Below are 19,138 nucleotides of genomic sequence, written 5' to 3' on the forward strand. Positions count from 1 at the left end.
TCAAACTTTGATTATAAATTGACAGACAGACCCAGGTTATAAACAGACTGGATTGGATAGTTCAGGCCATTGCCGCCCATTTCCACATCCCACAGCTTGAATTTGCTGAACATCAACAGGTTGGTGGCCGAGAAGTAAATTCTGGCGCTCTGCACCCCAAGTCTTTTCACCTTGTCTATGTTGTACCCGAAGTCAACATTCTTCAGTCTGATGAAGCTTCCGTTCCGCATCCACCAGGTGGAGGTTTGATTGTTGGAAGGTACCTGCCAGGTGCTTAGGCGTGGCCAGAAGGCGTACAGGTTTCCGTTTTCTTCAGACCAATGGTCATCTGCGATGGCCTGCAACAGTCCTGTCTGGTAACCGCCTGCCTGGTTAGGAAGCTGGTACTGGTAAAAAGGTTGGATAGCCCATGGATCAATGAAGAAAGAGGTGCGGGCTGCTCCCTGGAAGTACAGGTTCAGGTCAAACTTCTTGTATCTGACGGTGGTACCAAAGCCGTAGATGATCTCCGGTTGCTGCGGATACCCAAGGGGAACCATGTCATCGGTGTTGATCACGCCATCCTTGTTGATGTCCCGGTATTTGATGTCACCGGCCAGCAGGCCTCTGTCGCCAAACTGTACCGGAGAGTTGGCCACTTCCTCGTTATCCACGAACAAGCGCTCCGCGATATAGCCCCATCTCTGGCTCAGGGGACGCCCGGCTCTGGACAAGTGGGCCAAGTCACTGTCATAGGCCAACTCATCTACCTTAACCGCTTTGCTGGTGGCGTAGGTGAAAGTTCCCCTGAGTTCTACATTCAGATTCTGGGAAAGTGTCTTGCTGTAGTTCGCAGAAAGGTCAACCCCCTGCGACTCTGCCTTACCGTAGTTTGAGAGCGGGGTAGCCATCAAACCAGAGACGTTGTCTATATAGGTAATAGGCTGTAAGATCTGGGATCTTTGTTGCTTGAACATATCCACAATCAGTTCCACAGAGTTCAGGGCAGAGCCTATGTTCAGGTCCATCCCTAAGTTGAGCTGCTTTGATTTCTCCCAGGTGATGCTCTCATTAGAGTATCTTGAGATAGAAACCCCAGGCCGGTAATAAACCGCGGTTCCGTCATTTCTTCCGAAGGAAGAACCAAAGCCATTGTCATTGAGATTGACGTTGGACATGTACAGGAATCTTTCATCTCTGTTCCCGATCTGGTCATTTCCTACAATACCGTAGGTAGCTCTGAATTTCAGGTTAGAGATGATGCCTTTGAGAGGCTCAAAGAATTTCTCATTGGAGATGCGGTATCCAATACCCGCGGATGGGAAGAAGCCGTAACGGTTCTTTTTGGCGAAGCGCTCAGATCCGTTGTAACCAAAGTTCATCTCAATAAGGTAACGCTGGTCATACCCGTAGGTAAAGCGGCCGGAGATGCCGTGGTTTCTGTTGGGGAGAGAACGGATAAGGGTACCGGGGTTACCAGCCTCGTAGTTCGAGATATAGGACACCAACAATCCGCCGACATCATGCTTGTCAGCGAAGGTGCGGTTATAATCCACCGCTCCCTGCAGCCAGAAAGTTGACTCCACCAGTTTAAGACCTTCGGTGTAGTTCAGATACTCTGTTCCCGGCAGCCCGATGGAGGTAGAGGAACCATCATTCAGCACCCCGATTTTATAGCTTCCGTCTTCCGGGTTAATGGTTGAGCTGTAGTAGAATGGATTGTAGAACCGGTTGAGCGACACAAAGGACACCCTTTTTAGGTAGGTCATGGCCCTGGCACTAAGCCCTTTGGTAAGGAAACCCAGGTCCTGCTTTATCTCCAGCTGGGGGTTCAGGTTGGCTGTTTTGTAGGTTTCGTAGCCCTTCACCATCTCGGCGTAAGGATTCACGAATAACGTGGTGGTCTCTACGGCATCGCTGTTGATGGTGCGGGCAGACCCAAACAGCGGGTGATCCACGAAGGGCAGCTTGTCTTTGGGGTAAAACGCCGGGAACATCACCGGGTTGGTATTTAAGGCATTTCTAAAGGTAGTCGCCCCACCTCCAATAGGTCCGTTGTAATCATCAAACTGGCCATACACCCGGGCCGTCAATACAGTGGTGGGCGTGAGGTCAAAATCAATGTTAGACCGGATAGAGTAGTTGTTCAGGCTAATGTTGCTGTTGAAATTGTTGATGGGGTCTACCTTCAGGATACCATTATCCTTGTTGTAGGTCATGGCCAGATAATAGCGGCCTTTGTTTGTACCCCCGCTTAAATTGATGTTGTAGCCCTGGTTGAAGGTATGGTCCCTGATCAGTTGATCAACCCAGTTGTTGTTAGGGAACAGATAAGGATCCTCCCCCATTCTGGTACTGTTGATCTTGTTCTGGGAGTACGGCTCTTTGGCGAGTGGAGAACGGGTCAAGGTGGCATCATTCGCCAGGTTCATGTAGGTGATGTTGTCAGCCAACTGAAAGTTCTTGGTATTGGTGGAAATGCGGTTTTCCACCCTCAGGCTAACTTTAATGGGTCCTTCCTTCCCTGATTTGGTGTTGATCAGGACTACTCCGTTTGCCCCTCTGGCACCATAGATGGAGCTGGCCGCGGCATCCTTCAATACCGAGAAATCTGAGATATCATCTGGCTGCAGGCGGGCCATATCCGTGGGGGAGGACTCTATCCCGTCAATCAGGATCAGGGGATCGCGTTTACCGGTCCCGAAAGTAGACAGACCCCGGATGTAGAAGGTGGAGTTATCGGTTCCCAGGCCAGGCTCGCCGCTTTGCTGAAACGAGATTACCCCGGCTACTTTACCGGCAATGGCATTGGTTAAGTTAGAGGTTGGGGTCTTCAGATCTGCCACGCTCACTGAAGTAATAGAACTTACCAGACTGGCCTTTTTCTGCTCGCCAAACCCCACCACCACAACTTCCTGGATCGCTTTTGTATCCGGCACCAGCTTCACCGAGATTTCCCTTCTGTTCTCCAGGGGCACTTCTTGGGTCACAAAGCCTATGTAAGTGAAGACCAGGGTGCCTTTTCCGTCCGGGGCGTTCAAGGTGAAGTCTCCGTTGATGTCTGTGTTGGTACCAATGGTTGTTCCCTTTAACACAACGCTTACCCCTGTAAGACCGGAACCATCTTCCTGGGATACTACCTTGCCCGTTACTTTGAACTGGGTTTGCCGTTCTGTTGCGCCGCTTGGGCTTACCTGCCTGTTACTGGCGAGAAGCGTGGTTGGTTTATTGCCTCTTTTCGAGGAAACAGAACCAATCTCAGGGGTCTTTATTTCACTTTTCGGAAGCATCTGAGCCAACCCAGTGAAATGCGTGGATAAGTAAAGTAGAAGAACCAGAGCGTACCTGTTCTCCTTAGCCGAGTAATTGTGCTTCATAGGTAAAATAGTTGGTTTAAAATTTTAAAAGAGTATCAATAACTGCCTCATGACCATGAGTCTAGCCCATGGAACTATCGCAGCGTTTAACTTCTTGAAAATCCTGGTTCAGGATTAACCAAACCTATCATACCCGTAGGGGGGACGGGAATTTGTGATGGTATCTATTGACCGCATTCTGTCAATGATAAGCTTCTCCATGCTGGTATATTGGTCACCCTATATTCAAACAGGAGCCACATTTAAATACCAAATCTTATTGGATAGCTTTCGGTTTAAAAATAAGCGTTGTTTGTACACTTATTCACTTGGGGATAAACCTACTCTTTAATTCAGAATTTGCAAAATCTGCAACCACATTTTAGTAAAATAAATTTTTGCTAATTAGAAAGGTCCATTTAGCTGTATTTGGATTAAAATTTCAATAATCGCCACTTTCTCGCGCAGATGCTTGAATAAATGTTAATTTTACACATATAAGCAAAAATCTATGAGTATAAGGGCAACCTACACTTGCGGCCATCTCACTCATCATGCATGAAGTACAATAAGGAATTCAGGCGGGCAGTCATGGTCCTACTCGTGATACTGGGACTTACCACCGGTGTAGTTAAAGCCCAAAGGGAATTCAGAGCTCCTTGGGAGAAGGATATGAAGGCGTACCTGCTGGTGTATTTCAAGGATGCTACCCACGGGCTGCACATGGCACTCAGTCCGGATGGGTACACCTTTACGGATATCAATTCTGGGAACCAGGTCATGGCCGGAGATACCATTGCCCTGCAGAAGGGCATCCGGGACCCACACATCACCCGTGGCCCCGATGGAATGTTCTACCTGGCCATGACGGACCTGCACATCTTTGCCCAGAAAGCGGGTTACCGCAGCACCGAGTGGGAACGCGACGGCAAACTGTACGGCTGGGGAAACAACCGATCCCTGGTTCTCATGAAATCCAAGGACCTCATCCATTGGTCACGCACCATTCTGCGGGTTGACCAGGCGTTCCCGGGACTGGAGGAGATTGGATGCGCCTGGGCACCCCAGACCATTTATGACGAGAGTAAGAAAAAGCTGATGCTGTATTTTACCATGCGGTTCCGGAATGGCAACAACAAGCTGTACTACACTTACATGAACGATGCCTTCACCGCCATGGAAACAACGCCTCAGTTGTTATTCCAGTACCCCAAAGACATCACCTATATTGACGCGGATATCACCAAAACAGGCAATAAATACCACATGTTCTATGTGCCGCATGACGGAGTTCCCGGGATCAAGCAGGCGGTATCTGATTCTATTCACAGCGGGTACCAATATGCTCCCCAATGGATTGACCCCGAGCCTCAGGCCTGCGAAGCACCCACCGTTTTCAAGCGCATTGGTCAGGATAAATGGGTCCTCATCTATGACATCTACGGCATCAACCCGCATAATTTCGGGTTCAGCGAAACCACAGACTTCGTGAACTTCACTCCTATTGGCCATTTCAATGAGGGCGTGATGAAGACCACCAACTTTTCGTCGCCCAAGCACGGAGCCGTTGTGCACCTCACCAGAAAAGAAGCCAAACGGTTGGCAAAGCACTGGAAACTGAAAATGAAGTTTTAAGAAGTATTGGAAAGACTTGAGATGGGCTTTGATTCAATTGAGAAGCATGCCTGATCACCTCAAGGCGTTTTGAGCCTGTTCTAAGCAAAAGAGGGCTAAACCCTATTAACTGGTGCAAATCTGCTAAAGATAGCCAGTTCATCTTGCCCTCAGTTTAGGGGCTGTTTTCTGGAAAACAGCCCCTAAACTGAGGGCTTTTATTTGAGGGAAATCTGGATAAGATGGGGCTTGCCTGAAGTCCTACCTGGTTACAGATCTGGGTCTGTCTTTTTGCGCCACTCCCCAGGAAGCACTTGGCGTGCTGCCCATTTCAAACACCAATTCGCCGCCCTGCATCAGGTCTTTGTGCAGGATGTAGGATTTAGTATAAGGCTTGCCGTTCAGGGTGACTTTCTGAATGTATTTATTCTTAGGGCTGTTGTTAGGCGCCTTGATCACCAGCTTTTTGCCATCGGCTAGGTTCAGCGTGGCTTCCTTCACGGCTGGGCTCCCGAAGACGTAAGCGCCGTTGGCCGGATTCACCGGGTAAAAACCAAGAGACGAGAAAACGTACCAGGCCGACATTTGGCCCACATCCTCGTTCCCGATAATGCCATCGGGTTTATCAGTGTAGAAGTGGTTGAGGATGAACCGCACCTTGTCTGCGGTTTTCCAGGGCTGGCCTACATAGCTGTAAAGATAGGTGATGTGGTGACTAGGCTCGTTGCCGTGGGCGTACTGGCCAATCAACCCCGAGATGTCATTAGAGGCTTCCTCTCCCATGTCGCCTTGGGCCACAAACAACGAGTCAAGCTTCTGGCTAAACTGTTTCTCCCCTCCCTGTAAATCGATCAGGCCTTCCACATCCTGGGGAACGAGCCAGGTGTACTGCCAGGAGTTTCCTTCACAGAAATCATCATTGCGGTGCCGCGATACAAACGGACTGAACGGGTTGCGCCATTCCTGGTCAGAAATCCGGCCACGCATGAACCGGGTTTGCTTGTCAAAGTAGTTTTCATAGTTCCGGCCGCGTTTGCCGAAGTAGGCGTAGTCTTCAGTAGCGCCTCTCTGCTTGGCTACCTGAGCCAGACACCAGTCGTCAATGGCGTACTCCAGCCCCATGGCCACTGATTCTACCGTGGTGTTGGCGGGGATGTAGCCCTTGGCTTTTACCTGATCCAGCCCTTTGTCGTCTCGCATGGCCGTGGCTTTCATGGCCTCATACGCCAGGTCTTTGTCAAACCCATCAAAGCCTTTGAGAATGGCATCGGCGACTACCGGCACAGCACTATAGCCCACCATGGTGTTGGTCTCGTTGCCCATCAGGTGCCATACCGGTAATTTGCCCTGTTGCTTGTACACGGCCAGCATGGAGTTGATCATGTCACTTACCCGTTCTTTCTGCAGGATGGTAAACAGCGGATGCGCCGCCCGGTAGGTATCCCAGAGCGAGAAGGTGGTGAGGTTGGTGAAAGGCGCATTCTTGTATACCTTTTTATCCGTGCCCAGGTAATCGCCGTTATGGTCGTTGAAATTAGACGGCGCAATTAAGGTGTGATACATGGCGGTGTAGAAAGTCTTCAGCTGTTTGGGATCATCGGTTTTGATGCGTACTTTCTGCAGTTCCTTGTTCCAGGCAGCATCGGCATCGGCTACTACTTTGTCAAAGTTCCAGTGCGGGATTTCGGCCCTGATATTTGCCATAGCGTTCTGGGTACTCACCGGTGAAATACCCACCTTCAGTTTCACCTTCTCGTTATTGGAAGTGGTAAAGCTGACTACTCCTTTGATTCTAGTTCCTTTGGAGGCCGGGGCTGTATTTCCTAGGGAATCCAGCAGCTGGTAGCTTTTGAAGTTTTGGATGGGTTTTGAAAAAACGGCCGCGAAATAGATGCGCTGGTCCGCTGCCCAGCCCTTTGAATAGCGGTAACCGGCCAGCGTACTGTCGTTCATCTGCTCAATGAAAGTCTCGGTGGGCTGGTCCCAGCCAATACCCGACTGCAGATCCACCACAATATGGGCTTCTTCTGAGGCCGGGAAAGTGTATTGATGAAAACCCACCCGTTCTGAGGCCGTCAGTTCCGCCTGGATGTTATACCGTTTTAGTTTTACGGCATAATAGCCGGGCTTCACACGCTCATCCTGGTGCGAGTACAAAGACACAAAGCCTTTCTCAGGGTTCTTAACTGATCCTTCCATCACCTTCACCGGGCCGGTGGTGGGCATCACCGCAATGTCGCCCAGATCCCCAATGCCGGTGCCGCTCAAATGGGTGTGCGCGAAACCCACAATGGTGGAGTCTGAGTAGTGGTAGCCAGAGCACCAGTCCCACCCTTCGGTTATGTTGGTTGGGCCTAGTTGTACTGCGCCAAAGGGAACGTTGGCTCCCATGAAAACGTGGCCGTGGAAACTAGTGCCTATGTAGGGGTCAACAAATTGGGTAAGGCTGTCGGTGAGGGTTGCCCTGGTTTCCTCCTTCACACTTTTACATCCTATAAAAATGCTTAGGCCCAATGCCAGCGCAGCAAAGGACTTGAGGAGGGGTGTTGATTGATCTTTCATGGAGGGCCGTTAAATTGAAGGTTCAGGTGTCATGGAAAGGAATCTATTCCAACTCATATTTATCATGATTTTAAATTTCGGGCCAATAAACGCCAGGTTAGTGTTTAAGCCAGCTTTCGGTAAAGCTTCCCTCCTTTTCTACCAGGGAAGCAGGATAAAGAATAAGGGCATAGCTGGTCTTTGGCGCAGGGACCTGGGCGTAGGTAAGAAAGCTACAGTAAATCAGCAGGAGGAAACAGAGAAGGCCTTTCATTAAGACATGATGCGTTTTCTAGTAGGTAAAGCCAGGTTGTTTGATTGGAGATCAAACCTTGCAATAGGCTTGAAAGCAGTCCTTACGGGGAAAATAATATCAGCTGAGCGGGCTTTCATTATGGCTCTAAGATACCACCAGATACAAGAATAACAAGCTTGCCCAAAGGCTGTAGAAGTTGCAGAAAGCCTTCGGCGAAGGCGTGGCATAGAACATGCAAAACCACTTGTACAGCCAAGAGGCCACCGGTCGCCAAACCAGGCGCCTTAAGTTTGGCGATCAGGGGAAACTCTTCCACGGGGCCCGTAAAGAAACCACAAAAACTACAAAGCACCATTGAATTTCAGCGGGTTGCACCTGACCCATTTGATTTCACTTTCCTTTATCGTAGTATTGCGATGAATTTAGAAACCAGAACCATGGGCGTTACCAAAACTCAGCACTTCACCGGGGAGCAGAACAGGCTGGCGGCTTTGGCCAAGGCCCTGGGACATCCGGCCCGGGTAGCCATTCTGCAGCACCTGCTCAAACAACAGACCTGTATCTGCGGTGATCTGGTAAGCGAACTTCCATTGGCGCAGGCCACGGTATCACAGCACCTGAAAGAGCTTAAGGCAGTGGGGCTGATTAAAGGTACCGTGGAAGGCACCAGCGTGTGCTACTGCATAGACAAGCAAAACTGGGAAGAAGCCCGCGATATGTTCCTCCAGTTGTTCTCCAGCCCGGTGGCCTGCCAGGACAACTGTTGCTAAAAATCCACTTCCTTCATCGTTACATAATCCAAGTATGAGAATCGCCTTTTTCTCCGATATCCACGCCAACCTTCCTGCCCTGGAGGCGGTGCTGGCCCACATGGACACCCAACAATTAGATGCCATTTACTGCCTGGGAGACCTGGTGGGGTATGCGCCCTGGCCCAACGAGGTAGTGGCGGAAATCAGGAAAAGAAGGATTCCCACCATCGCGGGGAATTATGACGAAGGCGTGGGCCTGGGAAGTCCCAACTGCGGCTGTGCCTATAAAACCGACCAGGAGAAAGACCTGGGGCAGCAGTCCATTGATTTTACAAACCAGGTGGTGACCCCGGAGACCCGCCAGTACCTGCGCATGCTGCCGCGCCACCTTCGGCTCACCTTTCTGGACGAGTCTAAGGAGGAAAACAGAATGGAAATCCTGCTGGTGCACGGCAGCCCCCGTAAGATAAACGAGTACCTGTTTGAAGACCGGCCCGAAAAGAGCTTCCTGAAGATGATGGAAGAAGCCCAAGCGGATCTCCTGTTCTTCGGGCACACGCACAAGCCCTACCACCGCGCCATGGCTTACGAACACGAAGGGCAGACCAGGTACCGGCACGCCATCAACATCGGGTCGGTGGGGAAACCCAAGGACGGAGACCCCAGGGCGGGCTACGTGATCCTGGAACTCAATCCAGACAGCAACCTCCGTGAGCCGGAAAGCATCAAAGTTGAATTCATCAGGGTGCCTTATGAGGTGGAGAAAGCCGCCCAAGCCATAGAGGCCAGCCCCCTGCCCAACGCGTTTGCCCAGATGCTACGCACGGCCTGAGCCAGACATCCGGTTTCACTTTTATTCAGGCCTGTGGCTGGTTTTTGGTTTCGGGGCCATTTTGAGGAAAACTGCCCTGAAACGAAAGCCTGGGTTTAACCCAGAACCCACCCCGATAACGTCATTTATCAAATCAAATATCACACGCAAATGAGTCAATGCACTGTAGATAAAAGGAAAAAGCTTTCCACCCTGGACCGCTTTCTTACCCTCTGGATTTTTGTGGCCATGGGCGCGGGCGTGCTCCTGGGGTACCTGTACCCCGGCACCGAGGAGGTCATCAATACCTTCCAGGTGGGTACCGTGAACGTGCCCATCGCGGCGGGCCTGATTCTGATGATGTATCCGCCCCTGGCGAAAGTACGCTATGAGCAACTGGGCCGGGTGTTTGACAACGTGAAAGTCATTACCCTGTCGCTGGTGCTGAACTGGATCATCGGGCCGGTGCTCATGTTCCTGCTGGCCATCATTTTCCTCAGGGACTATCCAGAGTACATGATCGGGATTATCTTAATCGGGCTGGCCCGCTGCATTGCCATGGTGCTGGTCTGGAATGAACTGGCCGAGGGGGACCGGGAATACGCGGCCGGGCTGGTGGCCTTCAACAGCATTTTTCAGGTGCTGTTCTACAGCGTGTTCGCCTTCGTTTTCATCACGGTGCTGCCCACCTGGTTCGGGCTGGAGGGCAAGGTGGTAGACATCAGCATGGGTGATATCGCGCAGAGCGTTTTCACTTACCTGGGTATTCCGTTCCTGCTGGGCTTCTTATCGCGCCTCATCCTGCGCCGTATCAAAGGCGATGCCTGGTACACGCAGAAGTTCATCCCGGCTATCAGCCCCATCACGTTGGTGGCCCTGCTGTTTACCATTGTGGTGATGTTCAGTTTGAAAGGCAACCTGATTGTGACCATTCCGCTGGATGTGCTGCGCATTGCCGTGCCGCTGGTGATCTACTTTGCCGTGATGTTTCTGGTGAGTATTTACATGGGCAAAGCTTTGGGAGCGAATTACGCGCAGAACGCCTCGGTGGCATTCACCGCTACAGGCAACAACTTTGAACTGGCCATTGCCGTGGCCATCGGGGTATTCGGGCTTAACTCCGGGCAGGCTTTTGCCGGGGTAGTGGGTCCGCTCATAGAGGTTCCGGCACTCATTGCGCTGGTAAACGTGGCCTACTGGTTCAGGAGAAGATACTACGGAACCGAACCGCTGCTCACCTCTGCGCCTGAAAAGGGCAAGTTTCAGGAAAATCAGGCTTAAAACGCTGTTTCTCCTCTCCCACGCTTCCGGCGTGGCATACACGCCCATCCAAAGGACTTTGCTTTATAGCCTGAACCGCACATGAGCATGATTACACCTTATATTTCTGGCCTGAATATTTCAGAATTAGAGAAAATTACAGGAAATTAAGGTCATCTTGCGGCCTGCCTCTTTTTTTTGGCTGCCCCCTTTTCTTTGGCTTGCTCTTCTTCATCTCTAAAACGGGAACAGACGGACAGCCACCGCTTAGCGTACTTCAGCCCGGCGTTTTCTAATTCTTTTCTTGGGATGGCCGGCCCTGGAGAAAGAGTATCAGGTTCATTTGTGATAAGGGATGAGAGTGAAGAGCAAAATCTGTTTGGTTATAGGCTGGGTGATGCTGTTTTGCACGGCGGTCTCCACAGCCCAAATGAGCGAGCGTGCCAGTTTTCCGTTTGTCCAGAATTACTCAAAACTGCTTTACCAGGCCGGAAACCAGAACTGGTCCATTACCGAGGGGAAAAATCGGGTCATGTACTTTGGCAACTCAGACGGCCTCATGGCCTATGACGGGCAGTACTGGCAACTCTACCGCATGCCGGAGAAAATCATTGTGCGGGCCGTAGCCGCCGACCAGGAGAAAGACCGCATCTATGCCGGTGGTTTCGGGGAGTTTGGGTACTGGAGCCACAATGACAAGGGCCAGTTCACCTACCATTCCCTCTCCAGGCTAATCCCCCGCGACAACGCCCTCAAAGATGAGATCTGGAAAATCTACGTGGAGAAAGACCGGGTACTTTTCCAATCTTTCTCGGCCATCTACATCTTTGAGAAAGGCAAGGTAGAGGTAGTGAAAGGCCCTAACACCCTGCTGTTCCTGCTCAAGGCCCATAACCGATACTTTGTGGAGGTGATTTCCAAAGGTTTATATGAATTGAAGGGCAACAAGCTGGCGTTCATCAAAGGCAGCGAAGGCTTGGGAGAGGCGGGGGTGTTGTCGGTGCTGCCTTTCCAGAAGGATTCCTTCCTGGTGGGCAGTGCCAAGAGCGGCCTTTTCTTGTATGACGGTTCTTCCATCTCGCCCTGGGGCTCGCCGGTGGCTAATGCTTTTCTCAAAACAAACCAACTGAACAACGGGGCGGTGCTGCCGCATGGGCAATTCGCCTACGGCACCATCCTCAACGGCCTCATCATCCTGGACCGCCAGGGCAACATCACCCACCGGATAAACAAAGCCAGCGGCCTGCAGAACAACACCGTCCTGAGCCTTTTCACCGATACCGAGCAGAACCTCTGGACCGGCCTGGACAACGGCGTGGACCGTATTGAAGTCAACTCGCCGCTGTACTTCTACTTTGACAAAACCGGCACCTTTGGTACGGTGTACTCCAGCATTGTGCATGACGGCAAGATCTACCTGGGCACAAACCAGGGCATCTTTTACAGCAACTGGACCGCCAACAACGCGCAATCTTTCCAATCGCTGGATTTCAAGATCATTGAAGGCTCCCAGGGCCAGGTATGGGAACTCATTCTGGTAGACGGTCAACTCCTCTGCGGCCACAATGAGGGCACTTTCAGGGTAGAGGGCGACCGCATCCAGAAACTATCTGATTTCAAAGGCGGCTGGACCATCAAGCGCCTGGCCTCTCACCCCCATCTGCTGGTGCAAGGAACCTATACAGGGCTGGTCATCTACAAAAAGGACCCAACGGGCAACTGGGTTTTCTCGCACCAGGTAACGGGTTTCGGGGAGCCGTCAAGGTACGTGGAGCAGGACAACTCTGGGCATTTCTGGGTAAGCCATGCCTACAAAGGCCTGTACCGCCTAGCCCTGAGCAGTGACCTGAGAACCGTGAAAAGCTCCAGGTACTATGAGAAAGGGAATGGCCTGCCCAGGAACAACCAGATCAACGTGTTCAGGCTGGGCAGCCGGGTGGTGTTTTCCTCTACTGAAGGTTTCCAGGTCTATGACGAGATCAGCGACCGGTTCACTGGCTATACTGAGCTGAACAAAATGCTGGGGCCTTTTGCGGGTTCTAACCGCATTATCAAAGCCGCCGGAAACAAGTACTGGTTTATCAACCACGGCAAGGTGGCGCTGGTGAACCTGGCCAGCCCCGGCGCGCTGGAAATCAGTTCCAGTCCGTTCAGCATGCTCAACGGGCGCATGGTACAGCAGAATGAGAACATCAGCCGGATAAGCAATTCTATTTACCTCATCAGTATTGACGATGGTTTTGTGGTGTACAACACCGAGGTATCGCCGCAGCGTAACAAAACGCTGCCGCCGGTGTTGGTGCGAAGGGTCCAGAACGCCGCAGACGGCTCGGTTATCCTTACGGAGCGGGGCAGCCGGGACCTGAGGCTCCCCTTCAGCCGGAACAATATCAGCGTGGCGTTTTCTCTGCCCTACTACAGCCAGGCCCGGCCGCAGTTCCGGTATTTTCTGGAAGGATTCTCTGAGAAGTGGTCAGACTGGGGCAACGCCACACAGAAGGAATTCATTAACCTTGAGCAAGGCGATTACAAGCTGCTGGTAAAAGCCCGCATTGACAACGAGGCCGAGTCGCCGGTCACGGAGTTTGCCTTTACGGTGGCGCCGCCCTGGTACGCCACTTACTGGGCGGGCATCGTTTACGTGCTTATAGGCGGTATCTTGCTCTTGCTGTGCCGGCACCTGTACCTCCTGAAGCTGCAGAAAGACAAAGAGCGCATCAGGCTGAAGCTGGAGAAAGAGAAAGAAGAGTTCCTGCGGCAGGAGGCCATTATCAATGAACAGAAACTGATCAAACTCAAAAACGAGCAGCTACAGTCAGAACTGGCGGCCAAAAGCCGCGAACTGGCCAACTCTGCGTTGAACATTGTCTCCAAGAATGAACTGCTGCTCAACATCAAAGAAGAGATTCTGCAACTGAAAGACCAGGGCGGCAAAAAACTGGGCGATGACCAACTGAAGAAAATTCAGAAGGTGATCAAGGATGGCATGACCGAGGACTATGACTGGAACCTGTTTGAGTCCAGTTTCAACGAGGCGCACGAGAACTACTTCAAGAAACTCAAATGCCGCCACCTTGACCTCACGCCCAACGACCTGAAATTGTGCGCCTACCTGCGCATGAACATGAACAGCAAAGAGATCGCCTCGCTGCTCAACATCACCCTGCGGGGTGTGGAGATCAGGCGCTACCGCCTCCGCCGCAAGCTGAACCTTGACCATGAGAAGAACCTGGTGGAGTTTCTCATGGATGTATAGGTCCTTTCCACTACCTGAGAGCAGCGGAGAAACCTGGAAACCCTCACCCCAAGATCTGCCTGCGTCTCTTACCAGTGTTGGAATGTTCCCTCCAACCCCTTGTAAGAAGCTGGTGTTTAGAGCCTCTTTTCTAAAAAGCAGCCTCTAAACAACAGCTTCCTGGATTTTACCCTTTCATTGTTCCACAGATACGCACTAAGCCGGCTCTTGGTATTGCCCGGCCATTCGTGAAGCGAAACCAGTTTTCCGCAGACCTGGCAGCTTCCATTATTCCAATCTTAGGGCCAAAACAGCTCAAACCTGGGCTGCGCTTTTGGATTGATTTTTCAAAAACAGCCCCAAACAGCACCTTCCTCTCCTATGCGCCCACCGGAACATTCCTTTTTCAAGGGTTTCTCACCCTGATTCTTGCGGAAAGCCTGCCTCTACAACTTACTTTTCCACCTCTCATCTCCCTTGATAGGAGCCTACACTCTTCCCTTGCCCCTTGCAACTTACCGCCGCTTCTGATCGCAAAAAGCCCCAATACTCCCTGCCTGTCAGAGAACAGAAGGCTTTTTGAGGGTTCTTCATGCCTTTCGCTGAGTACAATCTCAATGGAAAAAGGCTTTTCTCACTACATCATTACCTCTCATAGGGTGTACACACCTGTTTAAGCCTTATGAATTTCACATCTTCAAAGCTATAAAAATGCCTATTCCTTAGATTCAAACTGCATTTAAACAAGGATATTGAAATTTTCGTAATTGATGTAGTATTGTTGAGGCAGATTTTTAGCCTTTAGTAAATAATGTCAGGACTTTTAGGTCAGTTCAGAAGAGTGTGTACCCTTATACCAAACTACCTATGAAACAACCCCTACTCCTATTCCTATTTTACCTGTTAACATTCACGCTCGTTCACGCCCAGGGCACCGTCACGGTAGCCGGTCGGGTCACCGATGCCGGGAACAACGATCCCCTTATTGGAGCGAGTATACAGGTAAGGGGCACCACCCTTGGTGCCCAGACCGACGCCGATGGTAATTTCACCATCACCAATGTTCCCTCAGATGCTGCTTTGGTTGTTAGCTACATCGGCTATGTAGACCAGACGGTAGCCGTGAATGGCAGAACCTCTATCAACATTCAACTACAGTCCTCAGCCAATGAGTTGGAGCAGGTAGTGGTGGTAGGTTATGGGGTGCAGCAGAAACGAGACGTGACAGGCTCCATCTCCTCCGTGAAAGCCCAGGAATTTGAAAGGCAGTCTTCCCAAAATCCGGTGAGTTCTATTCAGGGAAGGGTAGCCGGTGTGCAGGTGACCAACTCGGGCGCACCGGGCGCCTCTCCCCAGGTAAGGATCAGGGGGGTAGGTTCGGCTCAGGGTGGGCTAGAACCGCTGTATGTGGTGGACGGAACCTTCGTTTCTGACCTGAGCTTCCTGAACCCAGCGGACATTGAGTCCATGGAAATCCTAAAAGATGCTTCCAGTGCCTCTATATATGGTATCAGGGCCGCCAACGGGGTAGTACTTGTCACTACCAAGCGAGGCAAGGCCGGCGTGCCCAGAATCAACTACAACGGGTTTGTAGGCGTCCAACGGGTAACCAATAAGTTGGAGATGACTGATGCCCAAGAGTACGCCCAACTGTACAACGAAAAGAACGCCCCTGGTACCATTAGCACCAATTTACCCAACACCGATTGGTTTGATGAGATTCTGCAAACCGCCAATATCCAGAACCACCAGGTTTCGGCCTCCGGTGGTAATGAGAAAGCCACCTACAGTTTAAGCGCCGGCTACCTAAACCAAGAAGGCGTAGTGAAAGGACATGAGTATGAAAGGTTAACTGCCCGGCTGCAAACAGATGTGAAGCTATCTGAGAGAATAAAAGTGGGCTACAGCGGTATCTTCTACGGTTACAAGTCCAGAGACATACCCGGTGATATCTTCTACCAGGCCTTTGTAGCGCCCCCAGTACTTCCGGTAAGAAAAGCCAATGGTAACTACGGTGACCCCATTGATTACCCTATCGGGAACTTTGCCAACCCGCAGGCTTCCCTGGACTGGTACAACCAAAGATCAAACGGCCAACGCGTTACTGGCAACGTCTTTGGAGAGTGGAATTTCCTTAACAGCTTCACTTTCAGAACCAGCTTAGGGCTTGACTACAACATCAATGAGTACAGGAACTTCCAATCAGAAGACTCATTGACCACGGTGCAGAAGGCTCAGATAAGCTCGCTTACCAGAAGCAGAAGCAAAGCAAATAGTTGGCTTTGGGAAAACACCTTGACGTTCCAGAAAACCTTAGGAGACCATGAATTTACCTTATTGGGCGGTACCTCATCCCAAGAAGCCTTCAATGAAACTCTGGGTGGCTCTGTGAAAGGCGTAGTTTATGAAACCGAAGCCAATTTATACCTGAGCAATGGCGATCAGACTACTTTGCTGGCCTTCAACAGTGCAGGGCGGGAAAAATTCCTGTCCTACTTCGGTCGGGTAAACTATTCCTTCATGGGCAAATATCTCTTAACTGCCACCCTACGGTATGATGGTTCCTCAAAATTCCCTGAGAATGACCGGTATGACTATTTTCCTTCCGTTGGTTTGGGCTGGGTAGTCTCAGAGGAATCCTTCATGAAAAACCAGGAAACTATAAGTTTCCTTAAGCTCAGGGCTAGTTGGGGAAAACTGGGAAACAACAACGTACCATCCAACATTACAAGCCAGGTTGTAAATTTTGACCCCAGATATGTTGCCTTCTTTAATGGAATCGCCTATCCGGGAGGTAACCTTACGGACTTTGTACCTCCAACCCTGCTGTGGGAAGTTGTGAAAGAGACCGACTTAGGTGCTGAGTTTGGCTTCTTAAACAACCAGTTAAACATTGAAGTGGACTGGTATGATAAGAAAACGGAGGATGCCGTGTTCACAGTGCCGCTAATTGGTACGTCTGGAGCCAATAGAAGCTCCATTATGGGCAATTATGCCTCCTTCCAAAACAGAGGCGTTGAACTAGCCGTGCGCTGGAACGCCACCGTGGGAAATGACTTCTCTTACAACGTGGGGGCTAACTTCTCCAGAAACAAAAACAAAGTAACCAGCTTGGCAACCGGCAACGTATCGCTGGCCGGAGGTAGCATTCCAGTTGGTGGTTATCTCACCACCATCTCGCGCGTGGGAGACCCCATTGGTTCTTTCTACGGCTATATCATGGACGGTATTTTCCAGACCACAGACGAGATCGCGGCCTCAGCCCAGACCAGCGCCAAACCCGGTGATTTCCGGTACCGCGACATCAACGGAGACAACGTGATTGACTCCCGAGACAAGGTCATTCTGGGCAATCCAAATCCGGGCATCACGTACGGCATCAACACCGGATTTACCTATAAAAACTTTGACCTTCAGCTAGATATCCAGGGCGTGGCAGATAGAGACATCTACAATGGTAACCGTAACACCCGCTACGGAAACGAAAACTACGACCAGGAATTCTATGACAACCGCTGGACAGGGCCAGGTTCCTCCAATACCTACCCATCAGCTAACCTAACCGGTAACAATCTGGATCCTAACAGCTTTTATGTAGAGAGCGGAGACTATATCCGCATCAGAAACCTGCAGTTGGGCTACAACTTCCCTACGGCTATGGTAAACAGATGGAAAATGCAGGGCCTCCGGATTTTCCTCAATGCCCAGAACCCAATTACCATCTTTGACTACAATGGTTTTTCTCCAGAGGTAGGTGGTCCCACCCCAATTGACTTTGGTATTGACAGAAATGTGTACCCGCTTTCTGCCACCTATAACCTGGGTCTAAATGTCACTTTCTAATCAGATGAACACCATGGAAAATAAATCATTTAAGATAAAACGTCTGACCTGGCTCTTGGCCGGGACTTTAACCCTAGGAGTATCCTATTCCTGCAGTGATTCTTTTCTGGAGGTTCCGCCAGAAGGACAGGCGGTGAATACGCAGTTTTACCAGACGCAGGCGCAGGCAATAACGGCCGTAAACTCTATCTATGGGAACTTAAGAGAGTGGAACAACATTGCCTTTGCCTTCCTGGCCGTAAGCACCATCACCTCAGATGACGCGGAGAAAGGAAGTGTGCCCGGTGATGCCGAGTTCATGAACCTCTATGACAATTTCACGGTCACCCCCACTGAAGGACAGCTTAATGGCTACTGGGTAGGGCAATACCAGGGAATAAACCTGGCCAACCAAGTACTGGACAACGTGCCCGGCATCACCATGGACGAGAACCTGAAAGCCCGGCTTCTGGCTGAGGCCAAGTTCCTGCGGGCTTATCATTACTTCAACTTAGTCCGGACTTTTGGCGGCGTACCTATCGTGAGCCGGGTACCTGTAACAGCAGAAGAACTGAACCCAGTCCGTAACACGCGGGAAGAAGTCTACGCCTTCGTAGAGCAAGACTTAACCGAAGCCGCTGCCGTCTTGCCTACTGCATACGGCGCCGCAGACATTGGCCGAGCCACTAAAGGTGCCGCACTGGGTATGCTGGCGAAAGTGAATCTATATCAGGCTCAATGGGCCGATGTGCTCTCCCTCACTGAGCAGGTAATGGGCCTTGGCTACAGCCTGACTCCTGATTATTACCAGATTTTCAGATTACAGGGCGAAAACAACTCTGAGTCCATATTTGAGATCCAGGCCCAGACCCTGCCTGGAAACTGCGGTTCTTCCAACAGCCAATGGGCCGAGGTACAGTCCGTGAGAGGCCAGTTTGGATGGGGCTTCTTTATTCCCTCTGAGAGCCTGGTGAACGCATTTGAACCTGGAGATGAGCGGAAAGAGGCCACCATCCTGTTCCGCGGGGAAACCACCCCTGAAGGTGACAAAATCCTGGAATCGGCCCCTAACCCTTATTACAACCAAAAAGCGTATGTGCCTTCCAGCGTAACCCAGGTGTGCGGCTACGGAAAAGACCAGAACATCCGCATTTTGCGCTACGCCGAGATATTGCTCATGCACGCCGAAGCCGCCAATGAACTTGGGCAGACAGACAAGGCAGAATCTTCTTTGAACATGGTACGGCAGAGAGCGGGCCTTTCCCCAGTTTCTTTTACCACCAAAGAAGACTTCCGGATGAAGATCTGGAATGAGCGCCGGGTAGAGTTAGCCCTGGAAAACGGCGAACGCTTCTATGATCTGGTGCGCCAAGGAAGAGCCGCTGATGTATTGCGGGCACAAGGCAAAAACTTCACCCCCGGTAAAAACGAGGTACTGCCAATTCCTCAGAACCAGATCACCCTCAGCGGCGGAACCCTGGTGCAGAACCCTGGATATTGATCAACAGATAG

At 51.0% G+C, this 19,138-nt stretch carries 10 protein-coding genes; 8 read left to right on the top strand and 2 right to left on the bottom strand.

Annotated elements, in window-relative coordinates; translation table 11 throughout:
* Positions 1-11: 11 nt before the first annotated feature.
* On the bottom strand, positions 12-3,356 hold the full coding sequence (locus J3P34_RS09410) for a SusC/RagA family TonB-linked outer membrane protein (protein WP_345890345.1): 3,345 nt from the start codon (positions 3,354-3,356) through the stop codon (positions 12-14).
* Between the two features lie 537 nt (positions 3,357-3,893).
* On the opposite strand from J3P34_RS09410, the gene J3P34_RS09415 reads away from it, so the two are divergent.
* On the top strand, positions 3,894-4,970 hold the full coding sequence (locus J3P34_RS09415; RefSeq protein WP_210488118.1) for a glycoside hydrolase family 43 protein: 1,077 nt from the start codon (positions 3,894-3,896) through the stop codon (positions 4,968-4,970).
* A gap of 240 nt (positions 4,971-5,210) precedes the next feature.
* Here J3P34_RS09415 and J3P34_RS09420 read toward each other — a convergent pair whose 3' ends face one another.
* The gene (locus J3P34_RS09420; protein ID WP_345890346.1) at positions 5,211-7,430 is read right to left on the bottom strand and encodes a GH92 family glycosyl hydrolase; all 2,220 of its coding nucleotides are present in this window, start codon (positions 7,428-7,430) and stop codon (positions 5,211-5,213) included.
* 112 nt (positions 7,431-7,542) lie between these two features.
* Here J3P34_RS09420 and J3P34_RS09425 point away from each other — a divergent pair, with 112 nt between their 5' ends.
* The 7 genes from J3P34_RS09425 (at position 7,543) to J3P34_RS09455 (ending at position 19,127) form a co-directional block, all read left to right on the top strand.
* Positions 7,543-7,767 carry a hypothetical protein gene (locus J3P34_RS09425; protein ID WP_210488120.1) on the top strand — a complete coding sequence of 75 codons (225 nt, stop codon included), beginning with the start codon at positions 7,543-7,545 and terminating at the stop codon, positions 7,765-7,767.
* Positions 7,768-8,183: 416 nt separating this feature from the next.
* Positions 8,184-8,516: an ArsR/SmtB family transcription factor gene (locus tag J3P34_RS09430; RefSeq protein ID WP_210488121.1), complete on the top strand. Its 333-nt coding sequence runs from the start codon at positions 8,184-8,186 to the stop codon at positions 8,514-8,516.
* A 34-nt stretch (positions 8,517-8,550) separates the two neighbouring features.
* Entirely contained in the window at positions 8,551-9,330 is a 780-nt protein-coding gene (locus tag J3P34_RS09435) for a metallophosphoesterase family protein (RefSeq protein ID WP_210488123.1), read from the top strand.
* 150 nt (positions 9,331-9,480) lie between these two features.
* Positions 9,481-10,590 carry an ACR3 family arsenite efflux transporter gene (arsB, locus tag J3P34_RS09440; protein WP_210463334.1) on the top strand — a complete coding sequence of 370 codons (1,110 nt, stop codon included), beginning with the start codon at positions 9,481-9,483 and terminating at the stop codon, positions 10,588-10,590.
* A gap of 376 nt (positions 10,591-10,966) precedes the next feature.
* Positions 10,967-13,825: a triple tyrosine motif-containing protein gene (locus J3P34_RS09445; protein ID WP_210488125.1), complete on the top strand. Its 2,859-nt coding sequence runs from the start codon at positions 10,967-10,969 to the stop codon at positions 13,823-13,825.
* Between the two features lie 846 nt (positions 13,826-14,671).
* The gene (locus J3P34_RS09450; RefSeq protein WP_210488127.1) at positions 14,672-17,647 is read left to right on the top strand and encodes a SusC/RagA family TonB-linked outer membrane protein; all 2,976 of its coding nucleotides are present in this window, start codon (positions 14,672-14,674) and stop codon (positions 17,645-17,647) included.
* Positions 17,634-19,127 carry a RagB/SusD family nutrient uptake outer membrane protein gene (locus tag J3P34_RS09455; protein WP_210488129.1) on the top strand — a complete coding sequence of 498 codons (1,494 nt, stop codon included), beginning with the start codon at positions 17,634-17,636 and terminating at the stop codon, positions 19,125-19,127. The genes J3P34_RS09450 and J3P34_RS09455 overlap by 14 nt, the downstream gene beginning before the upstream one ends.
* The last annotated feature ends 11 nt before the right edge of the window (positions 19,128-19,138 follow it).

The organism is Rufibacter aurantiacus (genome assembly GCF_017916345.1).
Classification (GTDB): Bacteria; Bacteroidota; Bacteroidia; order Cytophagales; family Hymenobacteraceae; genus Nibribacter; species Nibribacter roseolus.

Bases quoted from the DNA above. Each gene is read 5' to 3' on its own strand.
- J3P34_RS09410 (WP_345890345.1), bottom strand. From the start codon at position 3,356: ATGAAGCACAATTACTCGGCTAAGGAGAACAGGTACGCTCTGGTTCTT.
- J3P34_RS09415 (WP_210488118.1), top strand. From the start codon at position 3,894: ATGAAGTACAATAAGGAATTCAGGCGGGCAGTCATGGTCCTACTCGTG.
- J3P34_RS09425 (WP_210488120.1), top strand. From the start codon at position 7,543: ATGGAAAGGAATCTATTCCAACTCATATTTATCATGATTTTAAATTTC.
- J3P34_RS09430 (WP_210488121.1), top strand. From the start codon at position 8,184: ATGGGCGTTACCAAAACTCAGCACTTCACCGGGGAGCAGAACAGGCTG.
- J3P34_RS09435 (WP_210488123.1), top strand. From the start codon at position 8,551: ATGAGAATCGCCTTTTTCTCCGATATCCACGCCAACCTTCCTGCCCTG.
- arsB (WP_210463334.1), top strand. From the start codon at position 9,481: ATGAGTCAATGCACTGTAGATAAAAGGAAAAAGCTTTCCACCCTGGAC.
- J3P34_RS09445 (WP_210488125.1), top strand. From the start codon at position 10,967: ATGCTGTTTTGCACGGCGGTCTCCACAGCCCAAATGAGCGAGCGTGCC.
- J3P34_RS09450 (WP_210488127.1), top strand. From the start codon at position 14,672: ATGAAACAACCCCTACTCCTATTCCTATTTTACCTGTTAACATTCACG.
- J3P34_RS09455 (WP_210488129.1), top strand. From the start codon at position 17,634: ATGTCACTTTCTAATCAGATGAACACCATGGAAAATAAATCATTTAAG.